Source organism: Rhizobium changzhiense, assembly GCF_013087625.1.
Taxonomy (GTDB): domain Bacteria; phylum Pseudomonadota; class Alphaproteobacteria; order Rhizobiales; family Rhizobiaceae; genus Rhizobium; species Rhizobium sophorae.
The window spans coordinates 856,294-878,769 of record NZ_JABFCQ010000002.1; the positions used below are offsets into that span (position 1 = coordinate 856,294).

The window sequence follows — 22,476 nt, forward strand, 5'->3', positions numbered from 1 at the left end:
AAGCTGCCGGACGGCGCCGCGAATTGCCGCCACCATAACGTCCACTAGGCTTTCTGCAACCCGCTGCGGGCAACTGCCGCCGTCGCATGTGCAGATTTGATCTTAGCGACAGCAAGCTCGGCATCCGGCCCCGCAGCCGCCAGCGCAGCGGCCTCGGCGACCCCATGGCAGCCGACGCGGGCAAAGACGAACGCAGAGGGATTCGCGAGCCGCGGCGTCTCCTCCTCTAGCCGCGGCGCGTCGAAGAACACGGCAGGCACGGAAAAATGCGCGGCAACGGCAAGGATCGCCGGCTCCAGTCTTCGGCTGTCGATCGAGGCAATGGCTGCGAGTTCCGCCGCGCCAATACCGGCTACATCGAGCGCCTCGATCGCAAGCGCCAGCACCTCTGCAGGCGACGTCCCGCGCTCGCAGCCGAGGCCGAGCACGTGGAGCCTCGCCGTATCGAAAGAGATATCGCTCATGGAAACCGTCAAATACGCCCTGCCCATGTCGTTGCAGCCATTGCAGCTTGGGACGGCAAATGCAACAAGGCCGTCCGAAATCCCTCCCCGGAATACCACCTTGCCCGATATCGCCTTCCATCTGCTTCTGCTTCTCTGCGCAGCGGCTTTCTTTGCCGGTTTCGTCGATTCTATTGCCGGCGGCGGCGGCCTCATCACCGTTCCCGTCATGCTGATCGCCGGCATTCCGCCCATCCAGACCCTCGGCACCAACAAGGTGCAGTCCCTCTTCGGCGCCGCCTCGGCCACGATCGCCTACGCCCGAAAGGGTCATATGCAGCTTGCTGAACAATTGCCGATGGCGCTGATGGCCATCCTGGGCGGGGCGCTCGGCGCGGCACTCGCCACTATTGTTCCAGGCCAGGTGCTACAGGCCATCATGCCGGTGCTCCTGGTGGCGATCGCCATCTTCTTCGCCGTCAAGCCGAACCTCAACGACCTCGACACGCACCGCCGCGTGACTCCCTTTATCTTCGGCCTGACGCTGGTACCCGTCATTGGCTTCTATGACGGCGTCTTCGGCCCCGGCACGGGCTCCTTCTTCATGCTGGCCTTCGTCACGCTCGCCGGCTTCGGCGTGCTGAAGGCGACGGCCCACACCAAGCTTCTCAATCTCGGCTCGAATTTCGGCGCGCTGATCGTCTTCGCGAGCTTCGGTGCGATACTCTGGAAGATCGGCCTGTTGATGGGTGCCTGCCAGTTCCTCGGCGCGCAGCTGGGCTCGCGGCTTGCCATGCGCATCGGCGCAAAGCTCATCAAGCCGCTGCTCGTGATCGTTTGCGTCGCCCTTGCGGTGAAGCTGCTCGCCGACCCGGCAAATCCGCTGCGTGTCTGGCTCGGCGTCTGACCGAACCCTCGACCATCTTCCATTACCTCTGACGTAATTGATAAGATGCATCGCCTTCCCGCATGATCGGGCTGCCTGGATTTGACGGGCGATCAAAGGAGATGACCTGATGAACGACGCAAACACCAACGCAGAGCGCTATCTCGCCATCTGGAATGAAACGGATGCCGCTCGCCGCCGCGCTCTCATCGCCGAGAGCTGGAGCAAAGCCGCGACCTATATCGACCCGCTGATGCGCGGCGAGGGCCATGAGCAGATCAACTCGCTGGTCGAGGCCGTGCAAAGCCGCTTCCCCGGCTTCCGCTTCGCCCTGATCGGGGCGGCCGACGGCTACGGCGACAACCTGCGCTTCTCCTGGGGCCTCGGCCCGGAAAATGGTGAAGCGCTGATCAAGGGCACGGATTTCGCCGAGCTCGAAGGCGGCAAGCTGAAATCCGTCCGCGGTTTCATAGATTTGCTGCCGGAAGCCGCCTGATGACGCCGACCGCCCGCTCCCTTGGAGACCATCTGCGCGAATGGCGCCAGCGCCGCCGCATGAGCCAGCTCGACCTCGCGCTGGAGGCGGAGATCTCGCAGCGGCATCTGAGCTTCATCGAGAGCGGGCGCTCGACACCGAGCCGCGACATGCTGCTGCATCTTGCCGAACGGCTCGACGTGCCCCTTCGCGATCAGAACCCGCTGCTGCTCGCGGCGGGTTTCGCTCCTGTTTTTGCCGAACGCGCCCTCGACGATCCCGCACTGGAGCCGGCCCGTCGCGCCATCGACATGGTGCTGAAAGGGCACGAGCCCTTCCCGGCAATTGCCGTCGACCGCCATTGGACACTCATCGCAGCCAATGCGGCCATCGCTCCGCTGCTCTCAGCCGTTGCCGACCAGTCCCTGCTCACACCGCCCGTCAACGTACTGCGCCTCAGCCTGCATCCACAAGGATTGGCGCCCCATATCAAAAACCTCTCCGAGTGGCGCGCCCACCTTATCGGCAGGCTGCGCCAACAATTCTCGGCTTCGGGTGATCCAATGCTGGACAAGCTTTTGAAGGAGTTGCTGTCCTATCCAGCGCCCAAAACTGCTGGCGAGGTCCATCCCGACTATGCCGGCATCGCTGTTCCCCTTCAGCTTTCGACCAAGGCCGGCTTGCTTTCGCTGATCTCGACAACGACGGTCTTCGGCACCCCCGTCGACATCACTTTGTCGGAACTCGCGGTCGAATCCTTCTTTCCGGCGGATGAGGAAACGGCTGCCATCCTGCGCAGCCTCTCGCTCAACTGACCGCCTCAGAACTCGACGCCCGGCTGACCTTTGATGCCGGAGCGGAAGGGATGTTTGATCAGTTCCATTTCGGTGACCAGATCGGCGATCTCGATCAACTCCTCCTTGGCGTTGCGCCCCGTCAGCACGACATGCGTCATGGCGGGCTTCTCGCTCTTAAGAAAGGCAACGACTTCGTTGATATCGAGATAGTCGTAGCGCAACGCGATGTTGATCTCGTCGAGCAACACCATGGAATTGCGCTCGTCGCGGATCAGCTCTTTGGCCTTTTGCCAGGCGGCCGAGGCTGCAGCGACATCGCGGGCGCGGTCCTGCGTTTCCCAGGTGAAACCCTCGCCCATCGTGTGGAACTGGCAGAGATCGGAGAAATGCTTCTCGATCAGATCGCGCTCGCCGGTCCACATTGCGCCCTTGATGAACTGCACGACGGCGGACGGCTTGCCATGGGCGATGTGGCGGAAGATCATGCCGAAGGCGGAAGACGACTTGCCTTTGCCTTTGCCGGTATGGACGATGATCAGGCCCTTGCCGTCGGTCTTGGTCGCCATGATCTTGTCGCGCGCGGCCTTCTTCTTCGCCATCTTCTCGGCGTGGCGCGCGTCGTCTTTTCCGGTTTCGTTTCCCGGGATCTCGTTCTCTGGTGCTTCGTCGCTCATTGGTCACCTCATTCTATTGTCTGGCGGCCAGGTCGAACCGGGCCGAATTGCTGCGCGGCGTCCAGAGGCTGCGCTCGATTGCTTCGCGCAGCCGCTCCCTCATCTCGTCGAATGCCGCCGGGTTTTTCTCGATCATGAAGTCACGCACGGCCGGATCGGCGACGAAGGCCTGATAGACGGCCTCGAAATGATGAGCGCCGACCGCACCCGTCGTCGCCGAAAAGGCGAAGAGATAGTCGACGGTGGCGGCAATCTCGGCCGCCCCCTTGTAGCCATGGCGCATGACGCCCGCGATCCATTTCGGATTGACGACACGCCCGCGCACCACCCGGCCGATTTCCTCTTCCAGCGAGCGGATCACCGGCCTTTCCGGCCTGGAATGGTCGTTGTGATAGATCGAAGGACGCGCGCCGGCGAGTTGCTCGGCCGCCGCCGCCATGCCGCCCTCGAACTGGTAATAGTCATCGCTATCGAGCAGATCGTGCTCGCGGTTGTCCTGGTTCTGGATCACCGCCTGCACCGAACGCAGCCGCTCCTCGAACAAGCCGCGTTCGGCCTTGCCCTCCTCGCCGGCACCATAGGCATAGCTGCCCCAGACGAGATAGGCTTCGGCGAGATCAGCGCGCCGCTCCCAGCCCTTTTCATCGATCAGTGCCTGCAGGCCGGCGCCATAGGCGCCAGGCTTCGAGCCGAAGACGCGATAGCCCGCCCGGCGCCTTGCCGAAACCTCGTCCAGGCCGGCGGCGGCAAGCCTTGCCGCCTCGCCACGCATGCGCGCCGCGATCGAATTATCGGCCTCGTCCTCGTCAAGCGCGCCGACGGCGCGGATCGCCTTGTCGAACAGCGCGATCTGCTCGGGAAAGGCATCGCGGAAGAAGCCGGAAATGCGGAGCGTCACGTCGACGCGCGGCCGCCCGAGCATCGCCGGCGGAATGATCTCGTAGCCGGTGACACGGCGCGAGCTCATGTCCCAGAGCGGCTTGACGCCGATCAGCGCCAGCGCCTGGGCGATATCATCGCCGCCCGTGCGCATGTTCGACGTGCCCCAAGCCGTCAGCCCGAAGGAGACAGGCCATTCGCCATGATCCTGCACATAGCGGCGGACAAGCAGCTCCGCCGATTTCTTACCGAGCTCGTAGGCGGCCGGCGTCGGTACGGCGCGGCTGTCGACCGAGTAGAAATTGCGGCCGGTCGGCAGCACGTCCGGCCGTCCGCGCGTCGGCGCGCCGGAGGGTCCGGGCGCAACGAAGCGACCGTCGAGGCCCTTGAGCAGGCCGGCGATCTCGGTGGGACCGCAGGCGAGGATGGAGGGTTTGAGACGGGTGTCGATTTTGGAGAGCACCGATCTGGTTTGGAGCCAGAGGGCTGGGCATTCCATTTCGCCCGAGACGAACTTTGCCGCCAACAGTTCGATGCGCTCGACGGTGTCTCCGTGGGTTCGCCATGGGGTGTCGACGATATCTGCGAGGACGTCAGGACGTGGGCCTGTCCAGGGAACGGTCATATTGCAGTCGAGAGGGTCGAAGGTGGAGGCACCCCCCTCTGCCCTGCCGGGCATCTCCCCCACAAGGGGGGAGATCTGATCGGCGAGAGCTCCTCCCCAAACAACCGATGTAAGGCTGCGGTCCGGCCCCTTGCCGATCTCCCCCCTTGTGGGGGAGATGTCCGGCAGGACAGAGGGGGGTGTCACAGGCACGGCGCTCAATCCCGCATCCACCGCAATCGCCCTTTGCAAACTCGCATCCCCGCCCTCGCCCAACCCGCGCGGCACCCGCGCCAGCGCCACGGTGAGATCCGTCAACAGCCGCCCCTCGGGCGAAACGCCGAACACATGCAGCCCATCACGAATCTGCATTTCCTTGAGGTCACAGAGATAGGCGTCGAGCTTCTTCAACGCCTCACCCTCGCTTTCACCCTTGGCAATGCCGGCATCACGGTCGAGGCCGATATCGGTCACCAGATCGAGGATCTGACGGCTGAGCAGGCGGATGCGGCGGGGATCGCCGCCGGAGGCCTCGTAATATTCGTCGACCAGCGCCTCCAGATCCTTCAGCGGCCCATAGCTTTCGGCGCGCGTCAAAGGCGGCGTCAGGTGATCAATGATGACGGCACTGGCCCTGCGCTTGGCCTGCGTACCCTCGCCCGGATCGTTGACGATAAAGGGATAGAGGTGCGGCAGCGGCCCGAGAACCGCTTCCGGATAACATGTCTCCGACAGCGCCAGCGCCTTGCCCGGCAGCCATTCGAGATTGCCGTGTTTGCCCATATGGATGACCGCATGCGCACCGAACTCGCGCCGCAGGAACGCATAGAAGGCGAGATAACCGTGCGGCGGCACAAGATCCGGCGAATGGTAGCTCTCCTTCGGATCGATATTGTAACCCCGCGCCGGCTGGATACCGACAAGCACCCCGCCGAACCGGGCGAAAGGCAGAGCGAAAGCGCCCCCGCGAAAATATGGATCGTCTTGCGGGCCGCCCCAGCGGGCTCGCATCTCGTCCTGAATCTTTTTCGGAAGAGATCCCAGGAAGCTGTTGTAGCGACTCAGGGAAAGCGTCTCGCGGATGATCTTGCCGTCATGGCCGGAATTGGTCGGCCCTTCCATCAGATGCCGTATCAACGCGTCGCCATCGGCCGGGATGTCCGCGACCGGATAACCCGCCGCCCGCATTGCCTCCAACACCTCGATGGTGCCGGCCGGCGTATCGAGGCCGACGCCGTTGCCGAGCCGGCCGTCGCGATTCGGATAGTTGGCCATGACCAGCGCGATACGCCGGTCGCCGGCGGAAGTCTTCCGCAGCCGCGCCCAATTGGCGGCAAGCTCCGCCGTATAACGTACCCGGCCAGCATCCGGTTCGCTGGCGACAATATTCGTCTCGACGGCAGCATCGTAGCGCGCCGCCGTCTTGAAGGAAACAGCCCGTGCCAGCACCCGCCCGTCGACTTCAGGCAGCGCCACGTTCATGCCGAGATCGCGCGCCGACAGACCTTGCGAGGAAGCGACCCACGCCTCCCTCGACGAGGCCGAGAGGATCGCCTGCAGCACGACCGCCTCGTTTGCTTCCAACACCGTCGGCTGCCGGTCTGCACCGGGTGCCGAGACGGCAAAGCCGGTCGTGTTGATGACGACATCGGGTTTCAGCGCCGAGAACACGCTTTCGAGAATGCCTGTCGAAACCGGATCTTTCAGGCTATAGGCAAAGACCGGCAGCGGCCGGAGGCCGAGTGTCATCAGCGCTTCGACCAGTGCTTCGATCGGTCCGGTCTCGCCGCTCTGGACGAGGGCGCGGTAGAAGCTGATGGCGACGATGGGGGACGATGTGGATTCGAATCCCACCTCTTCCGCCGAACTTGAGGTACCCCCCTCTGTCCTGCCGGACATCTCCCCCACAAGGGGGGAGATCGGCAAGTCGCTTGGGCTTCTCACAAAAGAAACGTTTGAAGACGCCGCACCTTTGGCCCGGGAGATGGAACGAGACCTCTCATCCTCGATCTCCCCCCTTGAGGGGGAGATGTCCGGCAGGACAGAGGGGGGTATCTCTAGCTCAACCGACAAAGGGACAGCCACACGCGAAGACACCACGGCAGCAGCAACCCGCCCCCACTCCTCAACCCCAATCAGCCCCCGCCCCGGCCACCAGATGCCTGCCTTCATCAAAGGGGCCGCCGGTGCCGGCTTCTCCGTGCCCGACAGCATCGCCCCGGCGTAATCGAGAAAGGCCCGCGCATTGGCATCGCCGCCCTCGATCAGATAGGCCCAGAGCGCGTTGAAATCGTGGAGATCGACATTGGAAAAAGGAATCAGCCCCGCATCTGGCCTGGCATCGCCCGGCAGCACCGCGATCAATGCACCGACGCGGGACGCGGCCGCATGCAGCGCTTCCAACGCATAATGGAAATAGCTGGCGCCCCCGAGCGCCCGCACGATGATCAGTTTGGCATGCCGCGCAGTGCGCTCGACATAGGTGTCGACCGACATCGGATGCTTCAAGCTCATCAGGCTGGCGAGCCGCAGCGAATGCGCCCCCCCTCGGTCGCGATAGGCGGCTGCGATCGCGGCAAGCTCGCTGTCTGCAGCCGACAGGAATAGGATGTCGCCCGGCGTCTGCCCGAGGTCGATCGCCTCCTCGCCGTCGCTGATCGTTCCCTGCTGAGCCAGAAGCAGATGCATCGGTCTATGCCAGCGCTTCGATCGCTGCCCGCACCGCGTCCTGATCCATCTCATGCAGGCCGATGACGACGAGGCGCGTGGCGCGTCTTTCACCAGGTGCCCAGGCGCGGTCGAAATAGTGGTCGATGCGGCTGCCGACGGCCTGGATCTGCAGGCGCATCGGCTTGCCTGACACATCGACAAAGCCCTTGAGGCGCAGCACGTCATGCGCAGCGATGATCGTCTTCAGCGACTCGATAAAGCCGGCGGGATCGGCAACCGGGCCGAGATCGACGACGAAGCTGTCGAATTCATCATGGTCGTGCGGCGCACCGTCTTCATGCTCCAGCTCGTGATGCGACTTGCGATTGGCGACATCGTCCTCCGTGCCGATGCCGAGGCCGAGCAGGATGCCGGCCGACACCTCGCCATTCCTCGCTTCGATCATCACGGGTTTGCGCGCCGTGCGGGAGGCGACCTCGTTGCGCACCCTGATAAGGCCGGCAGCGTCGATCAAGTCTGTCTTGTTGAGCACGATGAGATCGGCGCAGGTGAGCTGATCCTCGAACAGTTCCTCGATCGGGCTTTCGTGATCGAGCGATTCATCTTCGGCACGGCGCGCGTCGACGGCATCATGATCGTCGGCAAAGCGGCCAGCGGCAACAGCCGCGCTGTCGACCACCGTGATGACGCCGTCGACGGTCACCTGGGTGCGAATGTCGGGCCAGTTGAAGGCGGCGACCAGCGGCTGCGGCAGGGCGAGACCGGAAGTCTCGATGACGATATGGTCGGGCCGCTGTTCGCGCTCGAGCAGCTTCGTCATCGTCGGAATGAAGTCGTCGGCGACGGTGCAGCAGATGCAGCCGTTGGTGAGTTCGATGATGTCGTCCTCGGTGCAATTCTCCGCACCGCAGCCCTTCAGCACGTCGCCGTCGACGCCAAGATCGCCGAACTCGTTGATAATCAGCGCAATCTTCTTGCCGCCGGCATTGGTGAGCAGGTTGCGGATCATCGTCGTCTTGCCGGCACCGAGGAAGCCGGTGATCACGGTTGCGGGAATCTTCATTAACTTAACCCTTCATTTTCAGCGGCAGGCCTGCCGCGATGAAATAGACCTCAGTGGCTTTCGCCGCGATCGATTGGTGCAGCCGGCCGGCATGATCGCGAAAATCCCGCGCCATGCGATTATCCGGCACGATGCCGAGACCGACCTCGTTGGAAACGAAAACGAGCCGCGCCTTCGCGGCGGACAGGAAATCGGCAAGCGCGGCAAATTCCGCCGCCATGTCGCGCTCCTCGATCATCAGATTGGTGACCCAGAGCGTCAGGCAATCGATCAGCACGATGCGCCCTTCGCCGTCGATGGCAGTGAGCTTGCCGACGAGATCGATCGGCTCTTCATGCGTTGTCCAGGACGGACCCCGATCGGCCTTGTGCTGGACGATGCGCGCCTGCATCTCCTCGTCCCAGGCGCGGCCGGTCGCGAGATAGTGGCGGTCGAGGCCGGTTGCCGTGACGAGGGATTCGGCGAAACGGGATTTGCCGGAGCGGGCGCCGCCGAGGATGAAGGTGGCGGCCATACTCAAACGCCCCTCAGGGAGAGGGCGTAGCCGTGGCCTGTTCCGAATGCACCTTTCTCGGCTAATGAGGGTGTGACACCCCCCTCTGTCCTGCCGGACATCTCCCCCACAGGGGGGGAGATTGAATCGCCGAGAGCTTTTCTCCAAACAATTGATGTAGGACGACGGTCGTGCTGCTTGCCGATCTCCCTCCTTGTGGGGGAGATGTCCGGCAGGACAGAGGGGGGTACCCAGCATTCGACAAAAGCGGCCGAAAACATTCCTCTTGCAGCGCTGCTTGGAGGCGTGGCGTGCGCCGCACCAGGCCGCGCCGAATTCAATCGTTCAGCCAAGACAACCTCCGTGCTGGCAACGGGCATAGTGCCCAGGTGTGGGCTTCTCGCCCGGCACGCATGGCAGGTCTCCTGGCTCGCGGTTATCGGCCGCGATCGGGGCAGACCGGAAACCGGTCGCCCTGATCGCGCCAGCGGATCATCCTCGCCTTCCCGGCTGCATCAGTGAAAAGGTGGACGATTCGTAGACTTGAGAGGCGTCCGACCCCGGTTGATCACCATGCATATCCAGTGGCTTTTCCGGCATGTCGCCCATCCCGCCCGCTTGCATGATTGCAAGCCGCCGGCCGGAAGGGCCTGATGCCGGATGGAAGACCCTGACCGCTCTACAGTCGCGGGGTCGGCTGTGATGAAGGCGCCCGGCTTGGGTCCGCCCCGTCACATTCCCTCTTCATCCGGAAGGGCGCTACACCGATCCGGAACCATCCGTTATGTCAGGATGGTCAGTCGACCATCCGTTATCGGGATGGTTAGGCAAGCGCAGGGATGAAGTCAACCGGCCTTGGCGGCCGCCCGATGGCTGGCCCTGCGGCGTGACCACCCAAACACGACTTACCCTACCTAAAATATCGTCATTTATCAGAGACTTACGTCACCGAAATTTATTCAAACCGCCGGCTTTTCGCCGCAATTGCATCGCAAGCGGACTGCGCGACCATCTCTGCCCTTGACCGGGCCTCTCCCCGCCTAGTTGTCTAGCCATGCTTATGAAATTGGATCGGCGCCGTTTTCGTGCGCTGCGTGTATTCTTCGATCCGGGACGCCTGCGGGCTCTGACCCGGCGCAGCGAGGTCGGCCTGTCGCTGGCGGGCGCCGTCGTCGGCGTCATCTCGGGTCTCGCCGTCACCGGCATGAGCTACGTCTCCAACGAGCTGCATCAGCTGGTCTTCGGCATCGCCGACAGCGAAAGGTTGAGCTCGTCCGAGATCGACAACAAGCTGCTGCTGCTCACCGCCCCCGTCATCGGCGGCGCCCTGCTCGGCCTGCTGCTTTTCGTGCTGGCGAAACGGCGCAAGAAGCCGATGGTCGACCCAATTGAGGCCAATGCGCTGCATGGCGGCCGCCTGTCCCTGACCGACAGCATCATCGTTGCCGTGCAAAACCTGATCTCCAACGGTTTCGGCGCCTCGGTCGGCCTGGAGGCCGGCTATACCCAGCTTGCCGCCGGACTCGCTTCCAAATTCGGTCTGAAGCTGCAGCTTCGCCGCTCGGACCTGCGCACCCTCGTCGGCTGCGGCGCGGCGGGCGCCATCGCCGCCGCCTTCAACGCGCCGTTGACCGGCGCCTTCTATGCTTTCGAGCTGATCATCGGCACCTATACGATCGTCTCGCTGACCCCGGTCGTCGTCTCTGCCCTTGTCTCCACCCTGATCGCAAGGCTGCTCGCCGGCAGCGATTTCACCATCGATATCGGCAGCTTCGGCTCGGTCGTGCCGGCCGATTATATCCCGGCGCTGCTGCTCGGTGCTTTCTGCGCCGGTGTGGGCATCCTGATCATGCAGGGCGTCGCCTTTGTCGAGGAGCTGGCGCGCAAGAGCTCGATCGCCCCACCCTTCCGCCCGGCTCTCGGCGGCATCATCGTCGGGCTGTTGGCGATGATCTCGCCGCAGGTGCTCTCGGCCGGCCACGGCGCGCTGCATCTCAACCTTTCCCATGAGGTGGCGATCCCGACGCTGATCGGCCTCTTCCTCTTGAAATCCTTCGCCTCGGCGATCTCGATCGGCTCCGGCTTCAGGGGCGGGCTGTTTTTCGCCTCGTTGTTCATGGGCGCCCTGCTCGGCAAACTCTTCGCCTATTGCGGCCCCTATTTCGCCGATGCGACGCTGACGCCGGTCATCTATGCCGTGGTCGGCATGAGTTCGCTTGCCGTCGCCGTCATCGGCGGGCCGCTGACCATGACGTTCCTGGCGCTCGAAATCACCGGCGATTTTCCGATCACGGCGCTGGTGCTCGCCGCCGTCATCACCTCCTCGCTCGTCGTGCGCTCGACCTTCGGCTACTCCTTCGCCACATGGCGCTTTCATCTCCGCGGTGAAAGCATCCGCAGCGCCCATGATGTCGGCTGGATCCGCAACCTGACAGTCGACAAGCTGATGCGCGCCGACATCAAGACGGCAAGGGCGGGCATCTCTCTGGAGGAATTCAAGCAGGCCTTTCCGATCGGCTCGACCCAGCGCGTCATCCTCGTCGAGGAGAGCGACAAATATGCAGGCCTCGTACTGGTGCCGGAGATCTACGCCAACCCGACCGATGCGCAGGACGAGGGCAAGACGCTTGCCGATTTCATCCACTACCGAAACGATTTTCTGCAGCCGCAGATGAATGCCAGGCAGGCGGCGGCGATCTTCGACAAGAGCGAAAGCGAAGCGCTCGCCGTCGTCAACAACCTGATCGAACGCAAGGTGATCGGCCAGCTCAGCGAAAGCTATACGCTGCGCCGCTACAGCGAAGAACTCGACCGCCGCCGCCGCGAGGTCTCAGGCGAGATCTGAGCAAGTCGGAACACGCCGTCGTCAGTCGGCGTCCGCGAGCTTGAAGACGTTGACCGGCTTCGAAACTCCGCTCAATTCGAAGGAGCCGAGACATTCACTGGCAACGGCAGTGGTGACGGCGAAACTCTCCGACATCAGCAGATGGTGCCCAAGCGTGCCGCAGAGCTTTTCGAGCCGCGAGGCCTCGTTGACTGCGCTGCCGATGACGGTGAAATCAAGCCTGCCACGTGCGCCGATATTTCCGTAGAAGACCTCGCCGAGATGCAGCACGACATCGACGCCGATGTCAGGACCTCCATCATTCCTCCGCTGACCGTTCAGCGCCTTGTTGGCTTCCAGAATATTCCGTGCGGAAGCCAGTGCGGCCATGCAGGCCTTTTGCGGATCTTCAGCATCGGTCGGAAAGATCGCCAGCACGCTATCGCCCATGAACTTGAGGATCTCGCCCGAATTTTCCTCGACATGCCAGCCGATCAGCTCGAAATGTTCATTCAGAAACCCGGCGATTTCGCCCGGCTGATAAACCTCGGTCAGCGCCGTGAAGTTTCTCAGGTCCGCAAGCAGGATCGCAGCATTGATCGCCCCTCCCTTTCCCCTTTGAATATCGCCTGCAAGGATGCGTGCACTTGTTTTGGCGCCTGTATAGACGGCAAGGATATCCGATGCGGTTTTCGATGCCGCAATACGATAACAAGCCAGCCCCAGCCCGGGAAGAGCTTCGCGACGATCGCCAGTTGGTCGTCAGAAAATCCGCCCGGCCTGTCGCTTGTGAGAGACAGACTGACCCCGCGCAGCGCAGCCTCCTTTGGAAATTCCAGCAGGCTGACCAGGTGATCCGTGCCGCCGCCATCCGCGAATTCCGCAAGCTGCGGGTAGTCATCGACACCCTCGCCCTTGGCGATGTTCCAGCGACCTGACGTTTCGCTGCGGCCCAAAAGATAGTAGATCGGGGTCTTCTCGAAATTCAGCACTGCCGCACTGCCATATTCGGCATTCTCGATCGTGGTCGCACCGCCGCGCACGAAATTGGCCGAGACGCCGCCATACATGGGATGAATAGACGGCATTGAAATGCTTCCCCGCCAGATCGGAAAGCCATCCGCGATCAGCCGATCGCACAATCCGGCTATCAGCTCGCCAATATGCTCAGCCGTGATTCCGTGTTCTATAAGCCACTGAATATGATTGTTAATTTCCGAACCTCCAAATGACCGACGCAGTTTATGGTCGGAAATCGGGCAAATGGACGGTGATGATCACCGGGGTTGCCACATCAACCAATAGTCGAGTCAGGCAGATATTTCTAGCCGTGGTCTCAGGCAACGACAATCAGTCATTCGCCTGCCGACGAGGAGCTGTGAGAGTGCCGCAGAAGTGAAAGATGGTGCCGCAGCGCCTATGGATATCTCACATCCTGACTGTCATGCCGCCGTCCACCGTCAGCACGTGGCCGTTGACGAAGGAAGCAGCGTCACTTGCAAGAAACAGCGCCGCGCCGGCGATTTCGTCCGGGCGTCCCCAGCGCTGGACCGGGATGCGCTGACGCACGAAGGGCATCAATTCCTCGTTCGCGGCCATCGCCGCGTTCGTCTCGGTGGCAAACCAGCCGGGCGCAATCGCGTTGCTGGTGATCCCGTGCGGGCCGAATTCGACCGCCATGCCACGCATCAGTCCGGTCAGGCCCTGCTTGGCTGCCGGATAGACGCAGTCGCCGGGCATGACGACATGGCCGCTGATCGAGGTCACCGCGATCAGGCGGCCGTGATTGCGCCGCTTCATCAGCACGGCAGCGTCGCGCGAAAGCGTCATCGCCGCCGCCAGATCGGTGCGCAGCAGCTCGATGATCGCATCATCGTCGAATTCGGCCAACGGCCGCCGGTCACGGGCGCCGACATTGTTGATCAAAATATCGAGACGGCCATGGGTCTTATCGATATCGGCCATCACAGCACGCTGTGCCTCGCGGTCGGCGACGTCGAATACGGCCGCCTCCGCCGCGCCGCCCGCAGCCCGGATGGCCTTTACGGCGTCTTCCAGCGTCGCCGCCGTGCGTCCGTTGACCATGACATGCGCGCCGGCCTCGGCAAGGGCGCGCGCCATCTCGAATCCCAAACCACGCCCGCCGCCGGTCACCAGCGCCACCTGTCCTGCCAGTGAAAATCTATCCAGTACGCTCATAGTTTTCGTCGCTCTCAACCGGGTCCGCCGTAACAATTAATGGACTCAGTCAACTAATTTGGCAATAGCGGAACGACGAGACCGGATGACGCATCCGGCTTAATCGAGCAGCCCGGCCAGCCAGTGCGGATCGAGATGACGTTCCAGTTCTCCGGCGATCTCGTCGAGCGCCTGCTCGACGAGATCGCGGTAATTCCGCTGCTCGCCTGATAGGCCGAAGCTTTGAAGCAGCCGGGCACGGTACGCGTCGCTGCCGAAGAGCCCGTGCAGATAGGTGCCCATGATCCGGCCGTCGGCCGAAATCGCCCCGTCGGGCGCGCCGTCGATGATCGCCGAAGGTCGATTGCAATCCAGGCCGCGGGTGATGCCGAGATGGATCTGGTAGCCGGCAAGCGGCGCGTCATATTCGGTGGAGCGAGCCTGGCTATTGCGCACGGTCTTTTCCGGCGCCATCTCGGTCTCGATGTCGAGCAGCCCAAGCCCCGGCGTCTCGAGCGTCCCGCCCTCGATGCCAAGCGGGTCGTGCACCGTCCGGCCGAGCATCTGGTAGCCGCCGCAGATGCCGATCACCCGGCCGCCGCGCCTGACATGTGCCTGGAGATCGCGGTCCCAGCCCTGGACCCTAAAGTCGGCGAGATCCGATATCGTCGATTTCGAGCCGGGAAGCACGACGAGGCTCACGTCCCCAGGGATCCGCTCGCCTGATCGCACGAAGACCAGTTCGACATCCGGCTCGGTCCGCAGCGGATCGAGATCGTCGAAATTGGCGATGCGCGGCAGCACCGGCACGGCAATCTTCAGCGCGCCGGCCCTGCCCCTTGCCAACCGTTCGAGCACGACCGAATCCTCGGCCGGCAGGCGCGCCGCACCCGGCAGCCACGGCACGACGCCGAAACACGGCCAGCCGGTAAAGCCCTCGATGGCGCGGATGCCGTCGTCAAACAGCGAGACGTCGCCACGGAATTTATTGATGATATAACCCGCAATCATCGCCCGGTCGCCATCTTCGAGGATCGCATGCGTGCCGACCAGCGAAGCGATGACGCCGCCGCGGTCGATATCGCCGACGAGTACGACCGGCACGCCGGCCCGCGTCGCAAAGCCCATATTGGCGATATCGCCGACCCTGAGATTGATCTCGGCCGGCGATCCGGCGCCCTCGACGATAACGAGGTCGGTCCCCGCAGCCACGTTTCCAAAACTCTCGAGCACGGCGCCGAGCAACTCAGGCTTCAGCCGCTGGTAGTCCCGCCCCTTCGCCTGTCCGAACACCCTGCCCTGAACGATGATCTGGCTGCCATTCTCCGATTGCGGCTTGAGCAGCACCGGGTTCATGTGGACCGAAGATGGCGTGCGCGCGGCCAGCGACTGCAGCCACTGCGCCCGGCCGATCTCGCCGCCGTCATCGGCGACCGCCGCATTGTTCGACATGTTCTGCGGCTTGAACGGCCGGACCGTCAGCCCGCGATTGGCCGCCAGCCGGCAGAGCCCCGCGACCAGCACCGTCTTGCCGACATCGGAGCCGGTTCCCTGCAGCATGATCGCTCTTGCCATGGTGGCCCGCATTCGCCTCTCGTTCAGGCGAGGCCTACAATGGGCGGTAATCCCGGGTCAAGACTTGGCCTCAGTCACGTTCCCACACAAACGCGAAAACCGCGCATGGCCTTGGCTCTGCGCGGTTTGCCGAAAACTCAGGCGTCTTCGCCCTTACACGGCGAAGCTCGCTTTCTCCGGTACGCACTACCTGAACCGGAGAAGCGGCGGTCATTGCTGCCACGACCCAACTGATAACGGCACATTCTTACCGGAGAGTTATTGAAGACTTACGCAAATGTTAATTTTGATCTTTTTTGACATTCTGGTCGAAATTTCTGCCGAAGATCCGCCGCCGGTTGCGAAGAGCGTGCTTTTCGCCCGAGGGCGCCAATTTCGGGATGCTGACATAAATTCTTCGAATTCAATAATTTAGTCACGCAACCATGAGCAGAAGATGGTTGATTTCTGCGAGCGAACGGGTAGGCTCGGTCATAACGCGCCATTGTTGAACATGGCCTGCCCAGGAACCGGAAAGCCCGTTGCGGTATTGCCCGGCAGGCATTTTCCCTTCGGGTGCCGGAGATATTTGTCGGTGAATTTCAGAGCCTGCTGCGCGTCTGCCTAAGAAGAATTCGGGGAATGACGATGAAGACGTTTTTGATTCCGGCCGTCTTTGCCGCGGCTCTTTCAACCGTCGCGCCGGCCGAAGCCGCCGAATGCGGCAGCGTTTCGATCGCCGAAATGAAATGGGCCTCGGCAGGCATTGCCGCAAGCTTCGACAAGATCATTCTGGAAAAGGGATATGGCTGCTCCGTCACCATCGTCGATGGCGACACCCTGCCGACCTTCGCCTCGATGAATGAGAAAGGCATCCCCGACATCGCCTCGGAATACTGGATCAATTCCGTGAGGTCCCTGCTCGATCAGGCTATCAACAGTGGCCGGCTGGTACAGGGGGCCGAAATCCTGGCCGACGGCGCCGTCGAGGGTTGGTGGATCCCGAAATTCATCGCCGACGCCCACCCCGACATCCGCTCGGTCGAGGACGCGCTGAAACATCCCGAACTCTTTCCCGCTGAAGACGACCCGTCGAAAGGCGCAGTTTACAACTGCCCCGCCGACTGGAGTTGCCAGATATCGACCACCAACCTGTTCAAGGCGCTTGCCGCCGACAAGAAAGGCTTCGAGCTTGTCGAGACCGGCAGCCCCGAACGGCTCGATGCGTCGATTGCCCGCGCCTTCGACAACAAGATCGGTTGGCTCGGTTATTACTGGGCGCCGACCGCCATCCTCGGCAAATACGACATGACGCGCCTGAGCTTCGGCGTCGGCCACAACAAGAATGAATGGGATCGCTGTACCGCGGTTGCCGGTTGCGTCAGGCCCGAGCTTAATTCCTACCCGGTCTCGCGCGCCTTCACCCTGATGACCAGGTCCTTCGCCACCCGCGCCGGACCAGTCACGACCTATCTCAAGACCCGCAAATGGGACAATGCGACAATCAACCAGGTGCTCGCCTGGCAGGACGAAAACCGCGAAAGCAACGAGGATGCCGCGATCTATTTCCTTCGCAATTACGAGAGTCTGTGGACGAAATGGGTGCCAGTCGATGTAGCCGAGAAGGTCAAAGCGAGCTTATAACGGCCAAAACACGATCAAGCATGGACGATTCGATGATTCCCTTTCCCGACCGCGATACCGTTGCGGAAAAGCTCGCCGCGCTGTCGGAGACCGACAAGTCCTACCTGGCGCTGCTGATGGAAAACGCTGCCCAGGACGACAACCTGCTTGACGGCCTGCGCCGCCATCTCGATCTTGCCGCCGGATCACGTTTCCTGAATTCGCTCAAGCTCGAAAATCTCGGAATGTGGCTCGGAAGCAATGCGCCGGACCGGTTGCAGATCCGGCTCACCGAAACCGCCCGCTCCAGCCAACACCCCGCCTACCAGGCCTTCCGGACCGGCCTTAGCCGATCCGGCAGGCTGGAAAAGGTTTACCCTCCGGCCAACACTTGATCCCCCGGTCAGCACCCGATCCGGCGATTCTAGCAGCAATCTGAACCGTCACTTCTTCGCGGCGCGGTCGACCGAGCGGCCGGCATCCTGCGTGGCGTTCACGGTGTTTGCCGTATCCTTTCCTATGCCGCGGATCGTGTTGCCGCAGGAGGAAAGGGCAAGAAGAACCATCAAGGCTGCGGCAATTTTGGCCGTTGTCGTCATCTCGGATATCCTTTTTTGAAATCAACCCCGAACGGCGACAAATGCCGTCCGCGCCGATAACGCACGACAAACCAAAAGGTTCAGCGCTGAAAGGATACGCGCTGTCACTTTCGATCGGCGCATAATCCTGTCCGGAATCGGTTCCGATTTTCGGGGTTGTGCGGCTAGGCGGCGACCGCCTTCGCTCTTTCGGCAAAGGCGCCGCGAATGCTGTCGGCCACCGTTTCGATCGGCCCCGACACCTGCGAGGCGGTCAGCAGACGGATATCGAAGGCGCCCAGCTCCGGCAGCCCTTCCTGAGGCCCAAGGATCGCCATGTCCTCGTTGACATAGGACAGCGGCAGCGGCGCGATGGCGAGATCGGAAAGCACGGCGGCGCGCTGCGCCATCGTGTGGCCGCTGAGATAGGCGACGCGATAATGCCGCTTGTTGCGTTCGAGTTGGGAGAGTGCCTCCTGGCGCCAGATGCAGCCGTCTTCCCAGATCGAGATCGGCAGCGGATCCCGGCGATGCGCCGAACCGCACTTGGCGCCGGCCCAGACCAGCCGCTCGCGGAACACCACTTCACCGCCCGTCGGGAACGGCCGTGTCGCACAGTTGATCAACGCCAGGTCGAGCCGCTGCTCTTCCATGCGCTTCTTCAGCCCGATGCTCATGTCGATCGTCACGTCGACCATGATGCCGGGATAGCTTTCGGCAAAACTCTTCAGGATGCTCGGCAGCAACCGTTCGCCGATATCCTCTGGCGCGCCGAGCCGCACGACGCCGCTAAGCTCCGGCATGATGAAGCGCGACACCGCCTCGTTCGACAGCGCCAAGATGTTGCGGGCATAGGAGAGCAGCATCTCGCCGTGGCGCGTCAACGAAACCGAGCGGGCGTCGCGCAGAAACAGCGTCGCACCAAGCTGTTCTTCAAGCTTCTTGATCTGCATCGACACCGCCGACGGCGTGCGGAACACCGCCTCTGCGGCGGTCGAAAAATTGCCTGTCTCTGCGATAGCCACGAAAGTGCGCAGCACGTCGTTGTCAAGCAGTGGAATGGGACGGCGAAAGGGAATACTCATCGTCGCATCTTTCAATTTTTCTGATTTATAACCCCATATCATTTTGTTTGATTGAATGTCAATTGACACTCATATTTCGAGCGTCGGCAGCTAAATGCAGCAAAGGAGGCCCGACATGTCTCAAACAAGCATCTGGAATATCGTACAGGCCCTTTCCGCATTCAAGTCGCAGAGGCGCAGGGATGCGAACCATGAGCATGCGCTCCGGGAACTAAGGCGTTTTCCGCCACATCTGCTGGCAGATTGCCAGCGCGAGATGGAGTTGACCGTCCCCCCTCGGCCGCTGAAGCGAATGATCGACGATCGAACAGCGGTCACAACCCGCCCAGCAGCTTGAACGCTATGATCCACATCGTGAAAGCGACGAGCGTTTCCAGCATGCGCCAGGATGAGGGTTTCGAGAAGATCGGCCGCAGCCGCGTCGCGCCATATCCGAGCGAAAAGAAGAACAGGAAGGACCCCGTCACCGCCCCTGCCGCAAAAGAAGCCTGCTGTCCCGGATATCGTGTCGATATCGTGCCGAGCAGCACGACAGTGTCGAGATAGACATGCGGGTTGAGCCAGGTGAGTGCGAGGCAGGTCGCGAGCGTCTGCCGAAAGCTCGACGGCTTGGCTTCCCCGGCCGTCAGAGCGGCGGACGACCGCAAGGCGGAATAGAGGCTTTTTGCCCCGTACCAGACCAGAAATGCGGCTCCGCCATAGCGCATGACGGGATCGAACCAGGGCATGAACCTGGCGATTTGATGGAGGCTGGTCACGCCAAGCACGATCAGCGCCGCATCCGATACCGCGCATGCGAGGCAGACGGCGAAGACATGCTCGTTGCGTAGGCCCTGGCGGAGGATGAAGGCGTTCTGCGCGCCGATGGCGACAATCAGGCTGAGGCCCATCATCAGGCCGGTTATATAGATCGAAAAATTCATCTCTTCGGCTAAGCCTCTCATTTCGGTGAGGTTGCGCCTACCGCGATTGTGAGAATTAGGCTAATTAATCCAACTTACTCCGATTAAGTGAAACTAATCCATGCTCGACTATCCCGCTCTTCGCGCCGTCGCAACCATTGTCCAGACAGGCAGCTTCGAAAGAGCGGCGGCCGTCCTGAACGTGACCCCTTCAGCCATTTCGCAGCGCGTGAAACAGCTGGAAGAGCGTCTCGGCGTCGTCCTCATCGTCAGGGGCACGCCGTGCACGGCAACGGAAAAGGGAGAATGGCTCTGTCGCCATATGGAGAATGTCGGCGTGCTCGAAGCCGAACTCTTCGGCCAGCTGCCGGCTCTCGTCGATCCCGACGAGCCCCGCCAAAGGGTCACGCTTCAAATCGCCACGAATGCCGACAGCCTCGGGACATGGTTCGTCGAGGCCATGTCGAATTTCGCCAAAAGCTCTTCCTATCTGCTGAACGTTGCCGTCGACGATCAGGACCACACCGCCGAATGGCTGCAGCGCGGGCGGGTGATCGCCGCCGTCACCAGCCTGGAAAAGCCGGTTCGCGGGTGCCGGCGTTTTGCCCTTGGCGCTCTGCGTTACCACGCCACGGCAACGCCCGATTTCGTCGCGCGCCATTTTCCGCAGGGCGTAACATCAGAGGCGATCCGCAATGCTCCCGCCCTGACCTTCAACCAGAAAGACAGGCTGCAGAGCAGCTGGATACGCAAAACGTTCGGGCGCGATCTCGATTTTCCCACCCACTGGCTGCCGTCGCCGCAGAGCTTCGTCGAGGCGAGCCTTTCAGGCATGTGCTGGGGAATGAACCCGATCCAGCTGACTCGCGAGCATCTCGCATCCGGACGGCTGGTCGAACTGGTGCCCGACACACCGCTCGATGTCCCGCTCTACTGGCAGATAAACCGCCTCGCCGCCGACCGCCTGGCGGATCTGACTCGCGAAGTCGTCACGGTGGCCAAGCGCCGTCTTTGACGGGTCACTCAAGAATGCAGCAGAACCGGGTCGCTTTGTCAGACGTAAGCCGTGCGGCTGCCGAACGCGCTGGTCTCGTCAAAATTCGTCGTGCCGATACGCTCGCTTTCGCCGGAAAGTTCTTTCGGAGCTTCATTGGCAGGCTTCGATGCAGCGGACGCTTGAGTTTGGCTGCTCTCGCTCGCTTCGAGCTTGGCGATCTTCGCTTCCAGCGTATCGATAGATTTTTCGATCGTGGCCTTCTCCTGCTCGTCCTGCGTTTCCGACAGAGCTGCCTTCTCTTCGGCGAGTTGCGCCTCGAGAGAGGCAAGCTGGTCCGACAAACTGGAAGACGAGGCTGAAGCGGCGGAACTCAAAATGGTGGATGCAGAACTGGAAATTGCGCTGACCATGAGCATGACTTTCGATGATGGAATGTCATCGTTCTAGCCACGGATGGTAAAGGTTCGATAAATAAAGTACCGGATGGTACCAAAATAATGAGGACCAAGCAAAGAGCGCGCTCCTATGCGATGGCGATGATCTCCAGTTCCTGCCCGCCTGTCTCCGCCACATCACCGACAGCCTTGCCCATCAGCAACCGCGCCACCGGGGAGACGTAGGAAATCGATCCGGCCTTGGGATCGGCTTCGTCCTCCCCGACGATGCGATAGGTCTGCACGCGCCCGTCGTCACGGCGGAAAGTCACCGTGCTGCCGAAGACGACGGTGTCGGTTGACGTAGGGTCAGGCATGAGCTGGGCGGTGCGAAGTCTTGCGGCCAAGTAGCGGAGATCACGCAAAGGATTGGCTGTCTGCCGCCGCCGTTCGTTCACATCGTCGATGGTGCTCGCAGCATCATAGGCCTCGCGGGCCTGCCGGAAATGCACCTCCAGAGCCTTCAACCCCGCCTCCGTGACAAGGTTCGGGTGCGGCGAAATCGGACGGTCGGGCAGCAGGGTTTCCGAAGCCGTTTCAAAACTCTCTTCCTTGGTAAAGGCGACGGCCAATCTCGGACTCCGTTTTAGGCGCAGTGCGCACTTCTAGCTGATGGGCAATTGCCCCAAATCTCTGTCGAAACCATACATCGACCGCGCACGAACCGCCAATCCTGCTTCATCGGCAGCCGCTTTCAAGATCATGACTCCCTAGATTGGGAGCGGCGGGAAGGTCCGACACCGCTGGCGGTGCCCCCATCCCTTTATTTCGACACGTGCTCGGGCTTGCCCTTCCTCTTGGTTGATGCGAACTCCTCGAGCTGTTTTTCGCTCATGGATTCGACCATCTGTTTTGAGGCGCCTTTGAGTTCACTCTTCGGCGTCTCGCCACGCTTGGCAGAAAGTGCGGCGCCTGCCGCCTTTTGCTGGGCCTTGGACTTAGCTGGCATATCGATCTCCTGTCTCTTGAGCGCCCCCCGCGTCAAACTATCTTGAATTCGTCAGGCCTGCGTGCAGCGCGCTGGCTCCCTTGCAGGGAGGCTGCGGCCCGTAGGCCGCAGCCGACCAACTGTCAGTTGATGGTCGCCCATTGCATCCGGACATCCCTGGCATTCTTGGACAAATGGACGTGTGCATCGACGTGATCGACCCAATCGATGGGGATCAAGTGGTGCTTGCCGTCTTCCGAATCGAGCTTCGTCAGCTTGATGCGCGTGGGGCCGTCGAGATGGTCGACTGTGCCGACTTGGGTGCCGTCGGCAGCCCGTACTTCCATATGTTCGCGGATCTGATCTGCGGAAATCATTGTTTCCTCCTT

General features: G+C 62.0%; 22 protein-coding genes, 1 pseudogene and 1 riboswitch. Of the genes and pseudogenes, 8 read left to right on the forward strand and 15 right to left on the reverse strand.

Annotated elements, in window-relative coordinates; genetic code table 11:
- Positions 1-44 precede the first annotated feature (44 nt).
- Entirely contained in the window at positions 45-464 is a 420-nt protein-coding gene (locus G9X68_RS13580) for a cobalamin biosynthesis protein (RefSeq protein ID WP_171602791.1), read from the reverse strand.
- A 100-nt stretch (positions 465-564) separates the two neighbouring features.
- Here G9X68_RS13580 and G9X68_RS13585 point away from each other — a divergent pair, with 100 nt between their 5' ends.
- The 3 genes from G9X68_RS13585 (at position 565) to G9X68_RS13595 (ending at position 2,619) form a co-directional block, all read left to right on the forward strand.
- The gene (locus tag G9X68_RS13585) at positions 565-1,350 is read left to right on the forward strand and encodes a TSUP family transporter (protein WP_171603067.1); all 786 of its coding nucleotides are present in this window, start codon (positions 565-567) and stop codon (positions 1,348-1,350) included.
- A 109-nt stretch (positions 1,351-1,459) separates the two neighbouring features.
- The gene (locus G9X68_RS13590) at positions 1,460-1,825 is read left to right on the forward strand and encodes a nuclear transport factor 2 family protein (RefSeq protein ID WP_003560158.1); all 366 of its coding nucleotides are present in this window, start codon (positions 1,460-1,462) and stop codon (positions 1,823-1,825) included.
- Positions 1,825-2,619, forward strand: a complete 795-nt coding sequence (locus G9X68_RS13595; RefSeq protein WP_171602792.1) for a helix-turn-helix domain-containing protein — start codon at positions 1,825-1,827, stop codon at positions 2,617-2,619. The genes G9X68_RS13590 and G9X68_RS13595 overlap by 1 nt, the downstream gene beginning before the upstream one ends.
- 5 nt (positions 2,620-2,624) lie before the next feature.
- Here G9X68_RS13595 and cobO read toward each other — a convergent pair whose 3' ends face one another.
- The 4 genes from cobO to cobU are packed head-to-tail and all read right to left on the reverse strand — an operon-like array spanning position 2,625 to position 9,005.
- Positions 2,625-3,275, reverse strand: coding sequence for a cob(I)yrinic acid a,c-diamide adenosyltransferase (gene cobO, locus G9X68_RS13600; RefSeq protein WP_171602793.1), 651 nt, complete (start codon positions 3,273-3,275; stop codon positions 2,625-2,627).
- A 13-nt stretch (positions 3,276-3,288) separates the two neighbouring features.
- On the reverse strand, positions 3,289-7,446 hold the full coding sequence (gene cobN / locus G9X68_RS13605) for a cobaltochelatase subunit CobN (protein WP_171602794.1): 4,158 nt from the start codon (positions 7,444-7,446) through the stop codon (positions 3,289-3,291).
- Positions 7,447-7,450: 4 nt separating this feature from the next.
- Positions 7,451-8,491, reverse strand: a complete 1,041-nt coding sequence (cobW, locus tag G9X68_RS13610; protein WP_171602795.1) for a cobalamin biosynthesis protein CobW — start codon at positions 8,489-8,491, stop codon at positions 7,451-7,453.
- A gap of 4 nt (positions 8,492-8,495) precedes the next feature.
- A complete protein-coding gene (gene cobU / locus G9X68_RS13615; RefSeq protein WP_171602796.1) occupies positions 8,496-9,005 on the reverse strand; it encodes a bifunctional adenosylcobinamide kinase/adenosylcobinamide-phosphate guanylyltransferase in 510 nt (169 codons plus the stop codon).
- A 377-nt stretch (positions 9,006-9,382) separates the two neighbouring features.
- A riboswitch (cobalamin riboswitch) is annotated at positions 9,383-9,779 on the reverse strand.
- Positions 9,780-10,038: 259 nt separating this feature from the next.
- On the opposite strand from cobU, the gene G9X68_RS13620 reads away from it, so the two are divergent.
- On the forward strand, positions 10,039-11,829 hold the full coding sequence (locus G9X68_RS13620) for a chloride channel protein (RefSeq protein ID WP_171602797.1): 1,791 nt from the start codon (positions 10,039-10,041) through the stop codon (positions 11,827-11,829).
- Positions 11,830-11,850: 21 nt separating this feature from the next.
- Here G9X68_RS13620 and G9X68_RS13625 read toward each other — a convergent pair.
- The 3 genes and pseudogenes from G9X68_RS13625 to G9X68_RS13635 form a co-directional block, all read right to left on the reverse strand.
- Positions 11,851-12,896 (reverse strand): annotated as a pseudogene (locus G9X68_RS13625) (adenylate/guanylate cyclase domain-containing protein).
- Positions 12,897-13,236: 340 nt separating this feature from the next.
- Positions 13,237-14,007, reverse strand: coding sequence for an SDR family oxidoreductase (locus G9X68_RS13630; RefSeq protein ID WP_171602798.1), 771 nt, complete (start codon positions 14,005-14,007; stop codon positions 13,237-13,239).
- 99 nt (positions 14,008-14,106) lie between these two features.
- Positions 14,107-15,561 (reverse strand): cobyric acid synthase, encoded by a 1,455-nt coding sequence (locus G9X68_RS13635; RefSeq protein ID WP_171603068.1) that lies wholly within the window; start codon positions 15,559-15,561, stop codon positions 14,107-14,109.
- A gap of 621 nt (positions 15,562-16,182) precedes the next feature.
- Here G9X68_RS13635 and G9X68_RS13640 point away from each other — a divergent pair.
- Together G9X68_RS13640 and G9X68_RS13645 are read left to right on the forward strand one after the other, a co-directional pair.
- Positions 16,183-17,184 (forward strand): glycine betaine ABC transporter substrate-binding protein, encoded by a 1,002-nt coding sequence (locus tag G9X68_RS13640; RefSeq protein ID WP_171602799.1) that lies wholly within the window; start codon positions 16,183-16,185, stop codon positions 17,182-17,184.
- Between the two features lie 20 nt (positions 17,185-17,204).
- Positions 17,205-17,558, forward strand: coding sequence for a hypothetical protein (locus tag G9X68_RS13645; protein ID WP_171602800.1), 354 nt, complete (start codon positions 17,205-17,207; stop codon positions 17,556-17,558).
- A gap of 48 nt (positions 17,559-17,606) precedes the next feature.
- Here the strand turns inward: G9X68_RS13645 and G9X68_RS13650 are convergent, their stop codons facing one another.
- Positions 17,607-17,762 (reverse strand): entericidin domain-containing protein, encoded by a 156-nt coding sequence (locus G9X68_RS13650; RefSeq protein WP_003540537.1) that lies wholly within the window; start codon positions 17,760-17,762, stop codon positions 17,607-17,609.
- 164 nt (positions 17,763-17,926) lie between these two features.
- Entirely contained in the window at positions 17,927-18,868 is a 942-nt protein-coding gene (locus tag G9X68_RS13655; RefSeq protein WP_171602801.1) for a LysR family transcriptional regulator, read from the reverse strand.
- Positions 18,869-18,941: 73 nt separating this feature from the next.
- Between G9X68_RS13655 and G9X68_RS31870 the strand changes: the two genes are divergently transcribed.
- Entirely contained in the window at positions 18,942-19,163 is a 222-nt protein-coding gene (locus G9X68_RS31870) for a hypothetical protein (RefSeq protein ID WP_240603064.1), read from the forward strand.
- On the opposite strand, the gene G9X68_RS13660 is transcribed toward G9X68_RS31870, so the two are convergent.
- Complete coding sequence (locus G9X68_RS13660; RefSeq protein WP_171602802.1) at positions 19,141-19,749, reverse strand: LysE/ArgO family amino acid transporter; 609 nt, start codon at positions 19,747-19,749, stop codon at positions 19,141-19,143. The two genes, G9X68_RS31870 and G9X68_RS13660, sit on opposite strands and share 23 nt — an antisense overlap.
- Before the next feature lie 100 nt (positions 19,750-19,849).
- Between G9X68_RS13660 and G9X68_RS13665 the strand changes: the two genes are divergently transcribed.
- A complete protein-coding gene (locus tag G9X68_RS13665) occupies positions 19,850-20,743 on the forward strand; it encodes a LysR family transcriptional regulator ArgP (RefSeq protein WP_171602803.1) in 894 nt (297 codons plus the stop codon).
- Between the two features lie 38 nt (positions 20,744-20,781).
- Here the strand turns inward: G9X68_RS13665 and G9X68_RS13670 are convergent, their stop codons facing one another.
- The 4 genes from G9X68_RS13670 to G9X68_RS13685 all read right to left on the reverse strand — a co-directional run bounded on the left by G9X68_RS13670 (position 20,782) and on the right by G9X68_RS13685 (position 22,464).
- Positions 20,782-21,141: a FlxA-like family protein gene (locus tag G9X68_RS13670; RefSeq protein WP_171602804.1), complete on the reverse strand. Its 360-nt coding sequence runs from the start codon at positions 21,139-21,141 to the stop codon at positions 20,782-20,784.
- 107 nt (positions 21,142-21,248) lie between these two features.
- Positions 21,249-21,731, reverse strand: coding sequence for a transcription elongation factor GreA (greA, locus tag G9X68_RS13675; RefSeq protein ID WP_171602805.1), 483 nt, complete (start codon positions 21,729-21,731; stop codon positions 21,249-21,251).
- Between the two features lie 191 nt (positions 21,732-21,922).
- Positions 21,923-22,108, reverse strand: a complete 186-nt coding sequence (locus tag G9X68_RS13680; RefSeq protein WP_028756545.1) for a DUF3008 family protein — start codon at positions 22,106-22,108, stop codon at positions 21,923-21,925.
- A gap of 122 nt (positions 22,109-22,230) precedes the next feature.
- Complete coding sequence (locus tag G9X68_RS13685; RefSeq protein WP_171602806.1) at positions 22,231-22,464, reverse strand: DUF2171 domain-containing protein; 234 nt, start codon at positions 22,462-22,464, stop codon at positions 22,231-22,233.
- Between the last annotated feature and the right edge of the window lie 12 nt (positions 22,465-22,476).

Excerpts from the sequence above, each read along its gene's own strand:
- G9X68_RS13580 (WP_171602791.1), bottom strand. The coding sequence starts at position 464 with ATGAGCGATATCTCTTTCGATACGGCGAGGCTCCACGTGCTCGGCCTC.
- G9X68_RS13590 (WP_003560158.1), top strand. The coding sequence starts at position 1,460 with ATGAACGACGCAAACACCAACGCAGAGCGCTATCTCGCCATCTGGAAT.
- G9X68_RS13595 (WP_171602792.1), top strand. The coding sequence starts at position 1,825 with ATGACGCCGACCGCCCGCTCCCTTGGAGACCATCTGCGCGAATGGCGC.
- cobO (WP_171602793.1), bottom strand. The coding sequence starts at position 3,275 with ATGAGCGACGAAGCACCAGAGAACGAGATCCCGGGAAACGAAACCGGA.
- cobN (WP_171602794.1), bottom strand. The coding sequence starts at position 7,446 with ATGCATCTGCTTCTGGCTCAGCAGGGAACGATCAGCGACGGCGAGGAG.
- cobW (WP_171602795.1), bottom strand. The coding sequence starts at position 8,491 with ATGAAGATTCCCGCAACCGTGATCACCGGCTTCCTCGGTGCCGGCAAG.
- cobU (WP_171602796.1), bottom strand. The coding sequence starts at position 9,005 with ATGGCCGCCACCTTCATCCTCGGCGGCGCCCGCTCCGGCAAATCCCGT.
- G9X68_RS13620 (WP_171602797.1), top strand. The coding sequence starts at position 10,039 with ATGCTTATGAAATTGGATCGGCGCCGTTTTCGTGCGCTGCGTGTATTC.
- G9X68_RS13630 (WP_171602798.1), bottom strand. The coding sequence starts at position 14,007 with ATGAGCGTACTGGATAGATTTTCACTGGCAGGACAGGTGGCGCTGGTG.
- G9X68_RS13635 (WP_171603068.1), bottom strand. The coding sequence starts at position 15,561 with ATGGCAAGAGCGATCATGCTGCAGGGAACCGGCTCCGATGTCGGCAAG.
- G9X68_RS13640 (WP_171602799.1), top strand. The coding sequence starts at position 16,183 with ATGACGATGAAGACGTTTTTGATTCCGGCCGTCTTTGCCGCGGCTCTT.
- G9X68_RS13645 (WP_171602800.1), top strand. The coding sequence starts at position 17,205 with ATGGACGATTCGATGATTCCCTTTCCCGACCGCGATACCGTTGCGGAA.
- G9X68_RS13650 (WP_003540537.1), bottom strand. The coding sequence starts at position 17,762 with ATGACGACAACGGCCAAAATTGCCGCAGCCTTGATGGTTCTTCTTGCC.
- G9X68_RS13655 (WP_171602801.1), bottom strand. The coding sequence starts at position 18,868 with ATGATATGGGGTTATAAATCAGAAAAATTGAAAGATGCGACGATGAGT.
- G9X68_RS31870 (WP_240603064.1), top strand. The coding sequence starts at position 18,942 with ATGTCTCAAACAAGCATCTGGAATATCGTACAGGCCCTTTCCGCATTC.
- G9X68_RS13660 (WP_171602802.1), bottom strand. The coding sequence starts at position 19,749 with ATGAATTTTTCGATCTATATAACCGGCCTGATGATGGGCCTCAGCCTG.
- G9X68_RS13665 (WP_171602803.1), top strand. The coding sequence starts at position 19,850 with ATGCTCGACTATCCCGCTCTTCGCGCCGTCGCAACCATTGTCCAGACA.
- G9X68_RS13670 (WP_171602804.1), bottom strand. The coding sequence starts at position 21,141 with ATGCTCATGGTCAGCGCAATTTCCAGTTCTGCATCCACCATTTTGAGT.
- G9X68_RS13680 (WP_028756545.1), bottom strand. The coding sequence starts at position 22,108 with ATGCCAGCTAAGTCCAAGGCCCAGCAAAAGGCGGCAGGCGCCGCACTT.
- G9X68_RS13685 (WP_171602806.1), bottom strand. The coding sequence starts at position 22,464 with ATGATTTCCGCAGATCAGATCCGCGAACATATGGAAGTACGGGCTGCC.